The 15,889-nt window shown below is 71.0% G+C and carries 14 protein-coding genes and 1 tRNA gene; 5 read left to right on the plus strand and 10 right to left on the minus strand.

Going from position 1 to position 15,889, the window contains the following annotated elements:
- Nucleotides 1-95: 95 nt before the first annotated feature.
- Nucleotides 96-827, minus strand: coding sequence for a TetR/AcrR family transcriptional regulator (locus IE241_RS11885; protein ID WP_190021682.1), 732 nt, complete (start codon nt 825-827; stop codon nt 96-98).
- Nucleotides 828-1,103: 276 nt separating this feature from the next.
- On the opposite strand from IE241_RS11885, the gene IE241_RS11890 reads away from it, so the two are divergent.
- Entirely contained in the window at nt 1,104-2,396 is a 1,293-nt protein-coding gene (locus IE241_RS11890) for a M6 family metalloprotease domain-containing protein (RefSeq protein ID WP_190021683.1), read from the plus strand.
- Here IE241_RS11890 and IE241_RS11895 read toward each other — a convergent pair.
- On the minus strand, nt 2,362-2,994 hold the full coding sequence (locus tag IE241_RS11895; RefSeq protein ID WP_190021684.1) for a TetR family transcriptional regulator: 633 nt from the start codon (nt 2,992-2,994) through the stop codon (nt 2,362-2,364). The genes IE241_RS11890 and IE241_RS11895 overlap by 35 nt on opposite strands.
- 101 nt (nt 2,995-3,095) lie before the next feature.
- Here IE241_RS11895 and IE241_RS11900 point away from each other — a divergent pair, with 101 nt between their 5' ends.
- The 3 genes from IE241_RS11900 (at nt 3,096) to IE241_RS11910 (ending at nt 3,691) form a co-directional block, all read left to right on the plus strand.
- The gene (locus tag IE241_RS11900) at nt 3,096-3,245 is read left to right on the plus strand and encodes a hypothetical protein (protein ID WP_190021685.1); all 150 of its coding nucleotides are present in this window, start codon (nt 3,096-3,098) and stop codon (nt 3,243-3,245) included.
- A 1-nt stretch (nt 3,246) separates the two neighbouring features.
- Entirely contained in the window at nt 3,247-3,579 is a 333-nt protein-coding gene (locus IE241_RS11905) for a hypothetical protein (RefSeq protein WP_190021686.1), read from the plus strand.
- Nucleotides 3,580-3,618: 39 nt separating this feature from the next.
- A tRNA-Arg gene (locus IE241_RS11910) sits at nt 3,619-3,691 on the plus strand.
- A gap of 48 nt (nt 3,692-3,739) precedes the next feature.
- Here IE241_RS11910 and IE241_RS11915 read toward each other — a convergent pair.
- The 8 genes from IE241_RS11915 to IE241_RS11950 all read right to left on the minus strand — a co-directional run bounded on the left by IE241_RS11915 (nt 3,740) and on the right by IE241_RS11950 (nt 14,753).
- Entirely contained in the window at nt 3,740-4,732 is a 993-nt protein-coding gene (locus tag IE241_RS11915; protein WP_190021687.1) for an aldo/keto reductase, read from the minus strand.
- 31 nt (nt 4,733-4,763) lie between these two features.
- Nucleotides 4,764-6,176, minus strand: a complete 1,413-nt coding sequence (locus tag IE241_RS11920; RefSeq protein WP_190021688.1) for an aldehyde dehydrogenase family protein — start codon at nt 6,174-6,176, stop codon at nt 4,764-4,766.
- Nucleotides 6,176-7,255, minus strand: coding sequence for an AMP-binding protein (locus tag IE241_RS11925; RefSeq protein WP_190021689.1), 1,080 nt, complete (start codon nt 7,253-7,255; stop codon nt 6,176-6,178). Before IE241_RS11925 ends, IE241_RS11920 begins: the two co-directional genes overlap by 1 nt.
- 110 nt (nt 7,256-7,365) lie before the next feature.
- Complete coding sequence (locus IE241_RS11930; RefSeq protein WP_190021690.1) at nt 7,366-8,631, minus strand: 3-deoxy-7-phosphoheptulonate synthase; 1,266 nt, start codon at nt 8,629-8,631, stop codon at nt 7,366-7,368.
- Nucleotides 8,632-8,636: 5 nt separating this feature from the next.
- A complete protein-coding gene (locus IE241_RS11935; RefSeq protein ID WP_190021691.1) occupies nt 8,637-9,332 on the minus strand; it encodes a hypothetical protein in 696 nt (231 codons plus the stop codon).
- Nucleotides 9,329-10,702, minus strand: coding sequence for an LLM class flavin-dependent oxidoreductase (locus IE241_RS11940; protein ID WP_268254378.1), 1,374 nt, complete (start codon nt 10,700-10,702; stop codon nt 9,329-9,331). Before IE241_RS11940 ends, IE241_RS11935 begins: the two co-directional genes overlap by 4 nt.
- 44 nt (nt 10,703-10,746) lie before the next feature.
- Nucleotides 10,747-12,747 (minus strand): asparagine synthase (glutamine-hydrolyzing), encoded by a 2,001-nt coding sequence (gene asnB, locus IE241_RS11945; RefSeq protein ID WP_308433674.1) that lies wholly within the window; start codon nt 12,745-12,747, stop codon nt 10,747-10,749.
- Nucleotides 12,748-13,526: 779 nt separating this feature from the next.
- Nucleotides 13,527-14,753, minus strand: a complete 1,227-nt coding sequence (locus tag IE241_RS11950; RefSeq protein WP_229899190.1) for an MFS transporter — start codon at nt 14,751-14,753, stop codon at nt 13,527-13,529.
- A 208-nt stretch (nt 14,754-14,961) separates the two neighbouring features.
- On the opposite strand from IE241_RS11950, the gene IE241_RS11955 reads away from it, so the two are divergent.
- The gene (locus tag IE241_RS11955; RefSeq protein ID WP_190021695.1) at nt 14,962-15,885 is read left to right on the plus strand and encodes a LysR family transcriptional regulator; all 924 of its coding nucleotides are present in this window, start codon (nt 14,962-14,964) and stop codon (nt 15,883-15,885) included.
- Nucleotides 15,886-15,889: the final 4 nt, after the last annotated feature.

The following is a 15,889-nucleotide window of genomic DNA, read 5'->3' on the forward strand; positions in this document are numbered from 1 at the left end:
CTCGGCGGCAGTGGTGCGGGACGGTGGGGTCGTGGTGGTGGTGCAGACCCGGCGGGTCTGCGAAGTCCGGTGAGGTCCGGTGAAGTCCGGTGGGCCTACCGGGAACCGGAACCGGTGCCGGGACCGGCTTCGACATCGGATCCGGAGGCGGAACCGGGGTCGGCTGCGGAACCGGGGCCGGACGACGCGGAGCAGTGCTTGTGACGGCGCAGGTCCTCCAGCGTGGCGGCGGATCCCGGGAGTTCGGACCTGGCCGGGGCCATCAGGCCGTCGAGGAACAGCTGCAGATGCCGGTGGACGAACTGATCGAAGGTCGCGCAGCCCTTGCCCGGCAGCGGCCGGGTCAACTGCGTGATGGCGACGATGAGATCGCCGAGGCCGATGTCGTCGCGCAGCTGACCGGATGCCCGGGCGTCGGCCATGATCCGCTCGACCTGCTCGTCGAGGCGGTCACGCGCCGCCACCAGCTCGGGGTGGCCGGGGTCGATGCCCTCTTCCAGCAACGTGCAGAGGGCGCCGATCCGTTCGTCCGCGGCGTCATGGACGAACCGCCTCAGCGATCGGAAAGCATCGGGCTCCTCGGCTCGTGCCGCCTCGGCGCGGTCCGCAAGGCGGGCCATGACCGAGAGGGTGACGTGATGGATCAGCTCGCGGCGGTCCGCGAAGTGCCGGTACAGCGTGGCATTGCCGACCCCGGCCCGTCGAGCGATTTCATCGAGGGAGCTCTCCGCCCCGTACTCGACCAGCGCCTCCCGCGCGGCGGAGACGATCCGCTCGCGGTTGCGCAGGGCATCGGCGCGCAGGCGCGGCGGGTGGGCGATGACCACGGCCTTGCTCCTTCGGGATGGGGGTCTGCAACCGGGGACTGGTTCCCCGTTTTCCTCGGACGAGGGGTAAACGGGGAGAAGGTCCCCGGATATTTCCCGGGCGGAGCGTGACGCGCATCACGCTTGTACGCATCGCACCGCGTATGGGCATCACGCCGCCTATGGGCACCACGCCACCTATAGGCATCTCGCCGCCTATGGGCCTGTGTGACGCGCATGCCCCATCTGCCGCAGTCCGGGGAGCGCGCCGGGGGACGGCGGCGGAAAGTGATCATCATGAAGATCCTGGCCGTCGTGGTCATGGCGGCCACCACGCTCGCCATGACCTCACCGGTGCCCGCCGGGCGCACCGGGCCCGACGCCGAGACCGGGGCGGGCGGGCCGCCCGCCGCCGCGGACACCGGGGGGCGGCCCCCCTCCGGCCCGTGCGCGCTGCCCGGCGCCACCGACAACGTCTCCGAGACCGCGCACACGCCGCCCGGATACGCCCGCTCCAGCGGCACCGTCCGCGCCGTCACCTTCCTGGTCGACTTCCCGGACTCCCCCGCCACGACCACCCCGCAGGCGCGCTACGCCGAGTTCTTCCCGGCCGTCGCGGACTACTACCGGGCCGGCTCCTACGGGCGGCTCGACTACCGCTCGACGCCGGTGCTGCGCTGGATCCGGATGTCCCGCCCGTACGCCGCCTACGGGATCGAGCGCGGCACGCCCTTCGACGCGAGCAGCGACGACGGCTACCACGCGATCGCGGCGGAGATCCTGGACGCGGTGGACGACACCGTCGACTTCCGGCGCTACGACCTGATCAACGTGCTGGTGACGCCGGGCGCGGGCCCGCCGGCCACCGAGGACGTGCGGTCGGTGACGTTCGCCGGCTCCCCCACCGGGCTGACCACGGCCGACGGCACCCCCTTCAAGAACGTCTCGTTCATCTGGAGCCGGCAGACGGGCGACAGCCCCTTCCGCGTCCTCAACCACGAGAACGCCCACAGCTTCGGCCTGCCCGACCTCTACTACACGGGCCGCGGCGCCGCCCTGCTGAAGACGCCCGTGGGCCACTGGGACCCGATGGACGAGGACTGGGGCCCGTCCAACGACTTCCTCGCCTGGCACAAGTGGAAGCTGGGCTGGCTCGCCCCCGCCCAGGTGCGCTGCCTCGACGGGCCGGGCATCCGCTCGTTCGCCCTGACCCCCACGTCGGTCCCGGGCGGCCTCAAGCTCGCCGTCGTCCCCGTCTCCCGGCACACCGTGATCACCCTGGAGGCTCGGACGCCCGGGCCGCTGGACCACGCGGTGTGCCGCCCCGGCGTCCTGGTCACCGCGATCACGACCACCATGTACACCGGCTCCGGCCCCGTGCGCACGGCGGACGCCACACCCGCCAGCAAGGGCTGCTACACCACCGACCTGAACGTGAACGCGGCACTGAGCGACGCCCCGTACACCGCCGGGCAGCGCTACACCGGGCCCGGCGTCTTTGTCGACGTGCTCGGCGAGGACGACGAGGGCGACTGGCGGGTGCGCGTACGGACCGTCAGGCCGCGCGCCAGTGACGGCGGCCGAGACTGATCAGCCGCAGCTGCCGCCGGGCGGTGTCGGCGATGGCCTGCCCCTCCTCCGGGGACGCCTCCAGGAACGCCGACGCGGTCATCACCAGGTGGTCGACGTAGAGCCCGGCGAGCATCCGTACGTCCTCGGCGCTCCACCCCTGCGAGACCTCCTGCGCGGCGAGCGCGGCGGCCACCTCTTCCCCGAACCGCGCCAGCTCCGCCGCGATGGCCTCCCGCACCGCCCGCACCCCGCCGTGCCGCTCGCGGGCGATGAACCGCACGTGCGCCGGATGCCGCCGTACGTGATCCGCCACGGCCTCGACGCTGCGGTCGATGACCTCCTCGGCCTCCTGCTGCTCCGCCAGCACGGCCCGGATCATCACGTGCAGACTGCCGAGCGACTCCTCGACCAGCGCGACGCCGAGCTCCGCCATGTCCCGGAAGTGCCGGTAGAACGCGGCGGGCGCGACCCCCACGACCCGGGTGACCTCCCGCAGCCCCAGGCTGCTCAGGCTCTGCTCCTCCAGCAGCCGCAGCGCGGCGTCGAGGAGGGCCTGACGGGTCTTCAGCTTCTGGGCCTGGCGGACCCCGAGGGTGGCGTGGGTGCTGCTGCTCATGGATTCAGTAAACAACTGTTTGCCACGGGGCGCCAGGAGCGCTACGCTGGATTTCAGTGAACAACTGTCATTCCAACTGTTCACCCAAAGAAGGGAAGGACATGATCTTCCTCGTGGCGGCCGTGCTCCTGCTGGGAGTCCTCGTGGGCGCCGCCGCCCATCTCGCACTCCCCGTGGTCATCCCGGCGGCGGCGGCGATCGCACTGTGGCTGCTGGTCTTCGCGATCCGCGAGCGCAGGAGGGAGCACTGAGATGCCGACGACGACGCTGACGAAGAACACGGCAAGGCGGTCCGCGGCCCCGGAGGCGAAGGCGAAGGCGAAGGCGCCACAGGCGAAGTCACCCCGCCGCCGGGAGGCCGACGGCATGGCGGTCGCCTCCTTCGTCCTCGGCCTGATGGGCCTCCTGGTCTTCAACCTCGTCCTGGGCCCCCTGGCCCTGGGCCTGGCCGGCCTCGCCCTGATCCGCGGCACGGACCGCCGCGGCCGCGCCGCCCTGGGCCTCGCCCTGGGCACCGCCGACCTGATCGTCCTGGCGGCCCTGGCCACCACGGACCACACCCTGTCCTGGAGCTTCGGCCCCTGACCTCCGCCCGCCGCCACCCGCTACACTGGCGGCTACCTTGCCTCCGTAGCTCAGGGGATAGAGCACTGCTCTCCTAAAGCAGGTGTCGGCAGTTCGAATCTGCCCGGGGGCACGTCGCATCGGCCCCGGACTAATCGTCCGGGGCCTTTTGCGTGGGCGGTCAGGTGTTGAGCAGACGCATCGCGGGCTCGGCGTAGCGGGCTCCGGAGACCGCGTGCCGGGAGATCGCTTCCTGCAGTGCGCGGCGCTCCGGCTCCGGCAGCGACACCCCGGCCGCCTGCGTGTTCTCCGTCAGGTAGGCGATGCGCTTGGTGCCGGGGATGGGCACGATGTCCTCGCCCTGGGACAGCAGCCAGGCGAGCGCCAGCTGGACCGGGGTGCAGCCGATCCGCGCGGCCGTCGCGCGGACCGTCTCGACCAGAGCGAGGTTCCGCGCGAGGTGATCGCCCTGGAAGCGGGGGTCGTTACGGCGGTAGTCGTCGTCCGCCAGCTGGTCGAGGGAGGTCAGGGCACCGGTGAGGAAGCCCCGCCCGACCGGCGCGTACGGGACGATCCCGATGCCCAGCTCCCGGGCGGCGGGCAGGATCTCGTCCTCCAGCTCCCGTTCCCACAGCGAGTATTCGCTCTGGAGGGCCGTCACGGGGTGGACGGCGTGAGCCCGGCGCAGCGTGTCCGCGCTGACCTCGGAGAGCCCGATGTGGCGGACTTTGCCGGCCTGCACCAGCTCGGCCAGAGCCCCCATGGTGTCCTCGACGGGGACGTCGGGGTTGCGCCGGTGCAGGTAGTACAGGTCGATGTGGTCCACGCCCAGCCTGCTGAGCGAGGCGTCGCACGCCTGGCGGGCGTACGCGGGGGTGGAGTCGATCAGGGGACCGCCCGCCGGTCCGCCGCTCAGGGAGCGGATGCCGAACTTGGTGGCGATCACGGCCTCGTGGCGGCGGCCCTTCACCGCGCGGCCCACGAGCTCCTCGTTGTGCCCGTCGCCGTAGGCGTCCGCGGTGTCGAGGAGGGTGACGCCGGTGTCGAGCGCGTGCCGGATCGTCTCGACGGCGGCGTCCTCGTCGCGCGGCCCGTAGCACACCGACATGCCCATGCAGCCCAGGCCGATCGCGGATACGGACAGGCCGGACGAGCCGAGAGTGCGCTGTCGCATGAAGTGCTCCTTCAGTGTCCTTCACGGTCCTTCAGTGGGATGGGGCTCCTGTGCGGGAGCCCACGACGGCCTTGTTCCGCATGAGGAAGTCGCCGAGGTAGCCCTCGTGCGGGAGGTTGCCGTCGCTGTGCACGGTCGGCGCGTCGACGTGGACGTTCGTGATGCTCGGCTCGTGCAGCAGGGCGTCGATGAGGTCCGCGTCGTCGGTCATCGCGTTGACGACCAGCGAGTTGCGCAGCGGGGCGACGCCGTCGGCCTTCGTCCAGGGCGCGACCCAGACGCAGGGGAACGGCAGCTCCGTGGCCAGGAGGCCGTCATGGGGATCGTCGACGGTGAACACCGCGGGGCCGAGCACGACGCCCCCGTCCGGATGCGGTACCGCCACCTCGTCGAGGGGGATCACGGCGTGCGCACGGGACGCACTGCGCCGCAGATGCCCGATCAGCGCCTCGGCCGCCTGCTCGGTGACGCGCGGCCCGAGGTGCTGCGCTGTGGTCTGCCGCTCCCCGGCCCGTTCGCGGAGCACGCCCGCGAGATCGGCGGCGAAGCGGGCGTGGTCACCCTCGACGAGCACCGCGGTGGTGTTCACACAGGCCGCACCGGACAGGGCGGAGACGGACTCCGCGATGCCGCCGAGCGAGGAGGCGCCGGAGTAACCGCTCCCCACCAGCGTCTTGGTACGTCCCGGGCCGCCGACCTTGACCGTCGGCGACGAGCCGTACCGGGACTTGACGTCGTCGCCGCCGTAGACGAGCGCGAGGTCGGCGCGCCCCAGGAGGGCCGGCACTCCCGCGTGCGTCGTCGGCAGGTACACGGCGTCGGTGTCGCGGAACCCCGCCGCACGGAGCGCCGCGATGACCCGGTAGGCGGTGAAGGGTTCGCGGCGGGAGGGCCGCACCGCGACGCGGTATCCGAGGGCCAGGGCCTGCAGCCAGCCGTTCTGGATCGTCGGCGCGTTTCCCGAGAGCACGGCGGCCAGCGTCTCGCCGCGCCGGGTCCACACCCCGCTCCCGGGCCCTTCGACGGCCTCGCGCCACGAGCGCAGCGAACCGTTCGGCCGGGCGCGGTCGGCGCGGTCCGGCGCCTCGGCGATGCCCGCGGCGACGGCACGGCTCAGCTGCTCGGTGACCGGCACGTTGTGCCCGCTGACCCGGTTGACGTACGCGCAGTGCTCCTTGAACGAGAGCCCGCCGATCACGTCGTCCAGGAACCGCTGCGCCGCCTCGGCGAGGCATTTCGCCCGCTCGTGCGCGGGCAGCGGGGCGGCGTCCTTCTGCGCGAGGATGCTCTGCGAGGTGAGCAGGTCGGGGCTGAGCGAGAGGGAGGCCAGGGGGCTGCCGTCGACGGCGTGAACGATCTCCTGGGCGCGCGTGCTGCGCACCCCGCGGTGCGTCAGCAGCGGCAGCGCGACGACGTCGCCGGCCTTGTCGTCTGCGGCGGCCATCAGTACACCCCCTGGATCACGGGCTCCCCGTCGAACGCGGCGAGCGGCTCGGGCGATTGCAGGGCGTCGCCGACGCTCCCTTCAGCAGCGGGCACGCGGATCGCCGAGTCCCGTTCGAGGTTGTTCGGGATGAACATTCCGCTGCTCACGTGCGTCATCCGGACCTGGCCGCGCTCGCCGTACGCCACGGGCTCCCCGGTCTCGGGGTCGAGGACGGTGAAGACGACGAACGGCGAGTAGCCCTCGTAGACGGCGGAGAGCGGCGGTGCGGTGGGGGTGCGCAGCTTGGCGGTGGTCAGCACCATGGTGCTGCCGTAGATGTTCTGGATCACGGTGCCCGGCAGCGCGTCGGCGATGAGTTCGCAGGTGTCGTCGTCGAGGTGCGCCCCGGCCAGGGCCAGGTACTTGAGGTTCCGGCGCAGCGGCTCCGTCAGCCCCTCGTGCAGCAGCAGTTCCGAGAGGATCGGCGGCGTGGTCGTCAGGGCGGCGATGTTCTGCGTACGGATGATGTGGCCGAGCTGGTCGACCAGATGCGCGACGTAGGTGCCGGGGCTCTCGCCGGAGGCGATCAGCTTCTTCACCCAGCGCGGGTCGAGGTCGACCGTGTGGAGGACGGACCCCAGGGCCTTCGCCTGCAGCCGCGTCGTGTTGCCGAAGGCGTGCGGGCCGGCGGGCATGGCCACCAGCCAGGGCTCGCCGGCGGGGAAGCCGGCCTCCTTGAGCTCGGCCGTCTTCCAGGCGAGGGCGCGCTGCACCCAGCGGTCGGTGTAGACGAGGCGCTTGGGAGAGCCGGTGGTGCCGCCGGTCTCGAAGACGGAGGGGGCGGGCTCGTGCGCCAGCCCCTTCGGTATCAGATCCGCGACGGGCCGGTCCCGCAAGTGCCCGGCGATGTCCGGGAACTTCCCGAGGTCCGCGAACGAGCGGATGTCGGTGAGCGGGTCGAAGCCGAGCTGCCCGGCGAGGTCCAGCCACAGCCGGGAGCCGGTCTCCTCGGAGAAGTGCCAGCGCAGCGCTGCCTGCAGGTACTCCTCGGGGTCGATGGTCGCGGCGTTTTCGAGGTCGAGGAGGGAACGCACCATGGGGTGTCCTTTCGGGGATTGCCTGTGCGGGGACGGCTCGTGCGGGGATCGCTCGTGTGGGGATTGCCCGGGTGAGGCGATGTGCGGGGCGATGTGCGGTCGCGCCGCGGTCACACGAACCAGTGGCTCAGGACCCGTGCCGTCTGCTCGGGGTTGAGCCGGGGGTCCAGGAGCGTCCGGTAGCGGGCCGGGTCGCCGGGCTCGCGGCCGTTCTCCGCGCACTCGTACACGTCCTCCGGCGTCGCCTCCAGATGGAGACCGGCGGGGTGCCGGCCGGCGTCGCCGACGATGGTCTGGAACTGCTCCAGTTCGGCGATGACGTCCTCGACGTGGCGCGTCTTGAATCCGGTCGCCGCCTGGACGGTGTTGCCGTGCATCGGGTCGCTGATCCAGCTCACGTGCTCGACGCGCCGGTGCACGGCCTGCAGGATCGGGGCCAGCCGCCCGGCGTTCTTGCGGCCCATACGGGCGATGAAGGTGAGCTTGCCGGGCTCGTCGCCGGGGTTCAGCCTGGCCGCGAGCTCCGCCGCGTCGTCCGGCGAGGTGCCCGGACCGATCTTCACGCTGACGGGGTTGCTCAGCGTGGCCGCGACGGCGACGTGCGCACCGTCGAGCTGGCCCGTACGCAGTCCGATCCACGGCCAGTGGGTGGTCGCGAGGTGATTGCCGGTGAGCCCGTTGCCGGTGAGGTGGTCGCCGGTGAGGTGGTCGCCCGGCTCGCCGTGGCGCAGGAACTGCAACTCGTAGTCCAGGAGCAGCATTTCGTGGCTCGTCCAGATCGGATCGAGGTGCGCGGTCGACCGGTGGTAGTCGGCGATCGTCGCGTACGCCGTCTGTGCGGCGGCGTGTGCCTGCACGATGCGCGACGGCGACGGACGGCGCGCCTGGAGGATCGGGCGGGGGGAGTTGACGATCGGGCCGCGGAAGCTGGGCAGGGTCGTCCCGTCCACGACCTCGTGGTCCTGCGAACGCGGTTTGGCGTACTGACCGGCGAGGCGCCCGACGCCGATGACGTGCCGGCCGGTGCGGGCACGCAGGTGCGACCGGAAGTGCGTCAGGAAGGTGATCTTGTCGCAGGTGGCGGAGCGCACGTCGGTGTCGATGTCCTCGACGCAGTCCCCGAGCTGCAGGACCAGGCCGCCGCCGGTCTCCAGGTTGGCCAGCTCGCGCTTGAGCTCGTGCACCGAGGCGCGGGTCACGAGATCCTGCTGCGGCAGCGCGTGCAGCACCGCGTCGAGGGCTTCCCGGTCGGGCCATGCGGGCTGCTGGTGCGCGGGGAGTTCACGGAAACGGCGCCAGTCCGGCGCGGTGAGGGCGTTCGGCGCGGACGTGGTGTGGGACATGGTGTGGGACGTGGTGTGTGCCTGTGCCGTCATGTCGGTCATCCTTCGGACTCGTGGTGGCTGGCCTGTGCGGGTCGGCAGGGCTTGCGCGAGGCGGTCCAGACGCACCCCTTGCCGCTGGGGCCGTCGGTGAGTTCGTGTGCGGCGTTGAGTCCCTTGCTGGTGATCATCGCGGTGGTCGCGGGCACGCAGTATTCGCACGGCGACTGGAGGGTGATCGTGACTCCGCGCTTCCGGGCGAGTTCCCGGTAGTCCCAGATGGCGCAGTGCCGGATGTTCAGGACCGCGCGATCGGCGCCGTCCTCGACCCACTCGGTGTCGGAGTCGTAGAGGCCGGCCTGGGCGTCGAGCCGCTGCAGCGGTACGACGGCGTCGTGCTTGGGGGCGGAATCGACGGCCGCGTAGATCGTGCTGTTCGACGCGGCCCATGTCGCGAGTTCGTCGTGGCCGAAGTGGCCGACGAGGAACTGTTCCATCAGCGCCTGTCCCCGGAAGAACGCCGCCTTCCACTCCTGTTCCCCACCGCTCTCGGGGAGTGATTCGAAGATCGCGTTCTTGACCTTCAGCAGGCTCTGCATATGTGCGCCCGCCCTGGCTTCGACCACGAAACGGGTCAGTCCCGCTTCCGCTTCGAAGAGGCGCCGCTTCCACAGGGCCGTACGCTCCTCGGCGCCGGGCTGTGCATCCGCCTCCGTGGGTTCGGCGGAAACCAGTGCGGTGTTGATTTCGGTCATGTGCGGTTACCTGTCCTGTTCCCTGAGAGAAGCCGGGGGACGACGCTTTCGCAGAGTGCGTCGAAGTCGTTTCCGAGGATGAGCTGGAATCCGTCGACGCCGCCCTCGTCGTACCACCGGCGAAGCTCGTCACCCACCTGCTCGGGGGTGCCGGTGAAGCGTGCGTGCTCGCCGAGCGTGACCGCCTCCGCCGCGAACTCCCCCACGGACCGGCCGGGCACCCGGGCCAGGTCCCACAGCGGCAGATAGTGCGATCCCAGCGTCGCGAAGGCCTCGTCCGGATCCTCCGGAAGCACATCCGGGGGGAGCGGGTCGGCCGGGCTCGCGCCGTCCAGGCGCACCCGGGGGAACCGCGCCCGCAGCGCGTCGAGGGCGGGCTGCCCGCCGAAGGCGCCGGCACGCCGGGCCTGGGCGCGCGTCAGCATCTCGGCTTCCTCCCGGCTGCCGACGATCTGGACGAAGGCGCCCGGCAGCAGAGCCACGCCGTCCTCGGGGCGGCCGGCCCGCCGCACCTCCTCGCGGAGGATGCGCCGCATCTGCTGCGCCGCGCCCAGGGTGGCCGTTCCCGCGAAGACACCGTCGGCGGTGCGGGCCGCCAGGCGCAGACCGGCCAGGGAGGACGTGGCCTGCAGGGTGAACGGGAACGCGGCCGAGTACGGAGGCATGTCGAGGGGACCCGACTGGACGTAGAACTCGCCGTGGTGGCCGACGTCCGTGATGAGGTCGTCGCGGATGAAACGGCCCGTCGCCGGGTCGGGGACGTTCGCCCCGGGCGGCCAGCTCGCCCACAGCTTCCGGGCGACCTGCAGGAACTCCTCGGTCTGGTCGTGCCGGCGCTCGCGGGGAATGTCGCGCTGCATGCCGATGGCCGTGCCCGGCCGGAAGGACGATACGAGGTTGACCCAGGCCCGCCCGGTGGATATCCGGTCCAGGCTGGCGAGACTGCGTGCGAAGGAGAACGGGTGGGTGTAGAGCGTGGAGACGGTCGGCATGACCGCGATCCGCGTGGTGGCGCCGGCGATGATCGCGGCGGCCTGGAACGGTTCGAAAGCCGTCAGGGGCGGACCGGCCCGCAGCCCGGCGCGGTGCACGCCGGAGAAATCGGCCTGGAAGAAGGCGTCGAACCCTGCGGCCTCGGCCTGCTGGGCCGCCCTGACGAAGGTGTCCATCGTGAACGGGGAATCGGCACGCCCCGTATCGGTGCGCCAGTCCCGACTGGACGGCAGGTATTGCGCGTTGAGCAGCAGGACCGGTTTACCGCGGGGCTGACGCCCGCTTGCCGGCCCGGTGCCGGTCTCGGTGCCGGTTGCAGTTCCGGTTGCAGTTCCGGTTGCAGTTCCGGTTGCGGTTCCGTTGAGCAACGAGGTCATCGTCGTTTCCTTCCTGGTCCCTTTCTCCGGATCGCCGGTTGTGTCTAGACGACCAGTTGCGGGGAGTACTGCCGCAGCCACGAGGCGAAGTTGAGAATGACCTCGCCCTCGAAATTGCTGACCAGGCCGTGGGACCTCGCCGAATCGGCGATCCGGGCCGGGTCCAGCACATGGGCGGCGAAGATGTCCCGGAGCCCGTCGGGCGGGGCGGCGAGGACGCTCGCGACCTGCGCTTCGAGCTTGCGCGAGTAGTCCGGGTCGGGCGAGGTCGGATAGGGCGACTTCTTCCTGGTGAGCACGCCTTCCGGCAGCAGATCGCCGACCGCGGCGCGCAGTACGCCCTTCTCCCGGCCGCCCGCGTTGTGGATGCTCTGCGAGAGCGTCACCACGAGCTCGACGATCCGGTGGTCGCAGAACGGGACGCGCATCTCAAGGCCGGCGGCCATGCTCAGCCGGTCGCTGCGGTCCAGCAGCATGGTCAGGAAGTAGGTGACGGCGAGATAGATGATCTCCCGGTGCCGGCGCTCCGCCCTGCTCAGCGCGGGGTCGAAGGCGAGCCCGCCGAGCGCGGTCGCGTACTCGTCGCTCAGGTACTCGTCGATCCGCAACTGCTTGACCAGCTGGGGGTCGATCGTGCTCAGGACGCGCTGGTGGAGATAGCCGTGGGCGGGGCTGTCGGCGATCCAGGGAAACGTGTCCGCCCCCACTGCGGCGGGCTCCTGGAACCACCGGTAGCCGCCCAGGATCTCGTCCGCCGCCTCGCCGGACAGCGCGACGGTGGCGTGCTTGCGCACCTCGCCGCAGAGCAGGAGCAGGCTCATTTCCAGGTCGCCGAAACCGTTGGGCAGGTCCCGCGCACGCACGGTGGCGTCGCGGACGGCGCCGTCGGCGAGCCGTGAGCTGTCCAGCACGATGTTGGAGTGGTGCGAGCCGATGAACTCCGCGGCTTCGAGCGCATAGCGGCGGTCCAGCGCGGACCGCGAGTCGGCCGAACCGGCCGCGTCCGTGAAGTCCACGGAGAAGGAGCCGACCCCGCGCCGCCCGGGCAGGCCGTTCGCGATCGCCGTGATGGCCGAGGAGTCCAGACCGCCGGAGAGGAAGGTGCACAGCGGCACGTCCGAGATCGTCTGGCGGGCGACCGTGTCGTCCAGCAGCGAGCGCAGCTCCTCGGCCGCGTCGTCGAGGTCGTTCGCCTCGGCCGGCCGGACGATGAGCGACTTGAGGTCCCAGTAGCGGGTCGTGCGCACGCCCCGCCGGGAGAACTCCAGCACCTGACCGGGCAGCACCTCCGACACCCCGCGGTACGGGTTGGTCCCCGGGAACTTCAGCAACGGCAGTACGAGCTGCCGCAGACCGTCCTCGTCGATCGCCGTGGACACCCCCGGATGCGCGAGGACCGACTTGGCCTCGGAGCCGAAGATCAGACGGTCGCCTTCATGGTGATAGTGGAGCGGCTTGACGCCGAGGTGGTCGCGGACCAGCCACAGCGTCTCCTCCCGCTCGTCCCACACCGCGAAGGCGAAGATGCCGTTGAAGCGTTCGACGGCGCGCACGCCCCATTCCGCCCAGGCGGCCAGGATGACCTCGGTGTCGCTCGACGTACGGAAGGCATGGCCCCGGGAGGCCAGCTCGCTGCGGAGCTCCCGGTAGTTGTACAGCTCGCCGTTGTACGTGAGCACCAGCCGGACCTCGGATGCCGTCGGTCCGGGCAGGACCATCGGCTGAGCGCCGTTCTCGACATCGATCACCGACAAGCGGCGATGCGCCAGTACCGCGTAACGGGAAAGCCATGTCCCGGCCCCGTCCGGGCCCCGGTGCACGTGCTCGTCGTTCATTTTTTCCGCTACAGCCTGCGCGTCAGGGCCGAGCCCGGAGTATTCCACCCATCCGGATATTCCGCACATGACAACACCTCCTGGTTCTCTCGCATGGGACGGTGCCGTGGTATTCCAAAAAAGGACAGGAGCAACCTGCCCGGCACCCGTAAAAGGGCAGGGAGATATAGACCGGCCGCGCCGCGTGCGATCGACGCTGATCGCACGCATCACGAATGCGCGAATACACGAATGAATGCATGCATGAATGCATGAATACGCGAATGCGCGAGTACGCGAGTACGCGAACCGGTATCGGGAATGAAGGGAGTGCGCAGCGCCTCTGCGCCCCGCCGGGGCGGCGCACGCGAAGCCGGCCGAGCCGACGGTTCGCCGACCGCCGAGTCGATGGGTCGCGGGATTCCGCCGGGGCGGAAATGCCGCCGGAACACCACGTCCAGGCCTGAAAGGCCAGGCCAGGAGGGTGTGCACGCCCGTAGTGCGCGCTTACGGTGCGCGCTTGTAGGCGCACCCCCGTAGCCGGCCGGCAGGCCGGGACGGGATCAGCGCGATCCGGGGCGCTTTCGGCCGGATATCACAACGCCATCGCCCGGCAGGGGGGTGGTGGCACGGAAGACGCGGAACGGAGCGGGACCTTTTCCGGGACGCTCGACGTTGCCGGTGAAAATGGGTGAAGGTGTGGGAGGCGGGTGACTGATAACACGGCCGGACGCCCTCGTGGTCGGTTCTTGGGGGATAGATGGCACACCGGATGGACCTGCCGCACGCAACCCGCGGCATGTCACAGCTGCTTCAATTGCCCGGCAATACCGATGGCCGGACAATGAAACAGTAACTTCCATCTACATCTTCCGCAAGGACCATATAAACCGGTCCACCGACCGCATTTTTAAAGTGCAAACATTATGTGGCCTGGCTAACACGGCCCGCACGCCGGTGCATGCACCGGGAAAACCGGTTCATGCACCGGGAATACGTGACGGGCCGGTTCACGCTTGCGATCCGCCGGTCCCCGTGGCGGCGGCCGCCTCGACCGGCTCCGGGGCGGAGCCGGATGCGGAGTCGTCGCCGGTCCGGCCGGGCAGGGGGGCAGGGCGGGGGCCGGGGGCGAACAGCCCCACGGCGAGGGCCACGACCGCGAGCGCAGCGGCGCTCCACAGCAGCGGCGTGATGCTGGCCGCCTCCACGACGATGCCGCCGAGGAACGCGCCCAGGGCGATGGCGGCCGTGAAGACGCCCACGTAGAGCCCGGTGACGTGTTCGGCGCGATGCGGCGCGGACTGCGTCATCCAGATCTGGCCGGCCACCGACAGGCCGCCGTACGTCAGACCCCACAGGGCGATGCTGACGCCTGCGACACCGGCGATGGTGCCGAAGAGTGCGAGCAGCGCGATCGATACGCCGATGCCGACCGTCAGGCCCAGCATCGTGACCCGCGCGCGGCGTGCCGCCAGGGCGCCGGAAGCGAAGTTGCCGATCAGCCCGAAGACGCCGTAGAGCAGGAGGAGCAGGGCGATGGCGCCGGGCGACGAACCGGTGCGCTCTTCGAGGACGGGCCGCACGTAGGTGTAGGCGGCGAAGTGCGCGGTGACGAGGAAGACGATCAGTGCCAGGCCGGCGACCACCGGGGCGTTGCGCAGCAGCGGTTCGCGGCCGGCGTGGTCGTCCCCGGCCGGTGCGGCCGGGCGCGGCAGGCCGGGCAGTGCCATCAGCAGACCGGCCGCGAGGATCACCGCGGCGCCGGACAGGGAGCCGAACGCGGCCCGCCAGCCGAAGGTGTTGCCGACGAAGGTGCCCAGCGGCACGCCGATGACCGAGGCCGCCGCGACCCCGCCGATGGCGAGGGAGATGGCGAGCGTGGCATTGCGGGGCGCCACGAGCCGCGGCGCGACGGCGGACGCCAGGCCCCACACCGCGCCCATGCCCACCCCGATGACGATGCGGGAGACGACCAGCAGGCCGAAGCCGCCGGCCATGGTGGTCAGCGCGTTGCCGGCGGCCAGCACCACCATCGCCACGGCCAGCACGACGCGCCGGTCGAGCGCGCCGACGACGCGGGGGACCGCCGGGGCGGTGACGGCGGTGACCAGGCCGGTGATCGACAGGCTGAACCCCGCCGTTCCCGCGCTGATGTGCAGGCCCTCGGCCATGGGGGTCAGCACGCCGACCGGCAGCATCTCCGACGTCACGACCACGAACGTGCTCAACGACAACACGGCAACCGCCACCCACTGCCACGGCGTGGTGCGAGTCGAATGGGGGCCGGAGCCCTCGACCGACGTATGTGAACTCATGCTGCCAGCCAAGCAATGGGGCAGAGCCGGAACAACAGCGATCTCCTCAACGATCGATGAGCTAGCCTGATCGATGAGCTGCCGAACCACACCGCCGACCTGACCTGAAGAGACACCCGGGGAGGACGCGATGAACCAGGTCCACGTCCAAGAGATCGAGTGCCTGCTCACGCTGGCCGAGGAGTTGCACTTCGGCCGGACGGCCGTACGCCTGGGCTACTCCCAGAGCCGCGTCAGCCAACTCGTCGCAGGCCTCGAACGCCGCCTCGGCGTGCGGCTGGTCGAGCGCACCAGCCGGCGCGTACAACTGACCAGATTCGGCACGCAGTTCGCCGACGAGGTGCGTCCGGCCTACGAGTCCCTGCTCACCGTCTTCGCCCAGGCCTCCGAGCGCGCCAGCCGCGGCTCCCTGTGCCAGTTGCGCATCGGCTTCAGCGGCAGCGTCTACGAAGAGGTCACCGAGGCCTGCCGCCGTCTGCGCGCCCACCACGAGGTCGCGACGGCGCTGAGCGAGATCCCCCTGGGCTCGCCCTTCTCGGCCGTGCTCGAAGGGCGGCTCGATGCCGCCGTGGTCGAGCTCCCGGTCAGGGACGCCGCCCTGACCGTCGGGTTCCGCTTCCCTCCGCAGGACCGGCTGCTCGCCGTCGCCTCCTCCCACCCGCTGGCCGGCGCCGGCCGCGTGCACGTGGAGGAACTGGCGCACCTGGACGTCCTCCGCCCGACCGGGGACGCCCCGGACTACTGGATGGCCGCGCGGGTGCCGCTCACCACGCCCGCAGGGGCACCCGTCCGTTCGAGCACGGGGATCGCCACCCTCCAGGAGGGCCTCGTCCTCGTGGCCGCCGGCGACCACGCCATGCTGATCTGCCGCCCCCTGACCGAGCGCATCATCCGCAGCGACGTGCGCTACCTCGTGATCGACGGCCTGCCCGAGCCCTCGCAGATGGCCCTGGTCTGGCGCACCGACCGTGCCACCCCGCACCTGGCGATGCTCTCCCGGCTCCTCGGCGAGGAGTTCTCCCGGGTGGAGATCCCCGAGAAGCTCCCTGCGTGATCTG

The organism is Streptomyces hiroshimensis, assembly GCF_014650335.1.
Taxonomy (GTDB): Bacteria; Actinomycetota; Actinomycetes; order Streptomycetales; family Streptomycetaceae; genus Streptomyces; species Streptomyces hiroshimensis.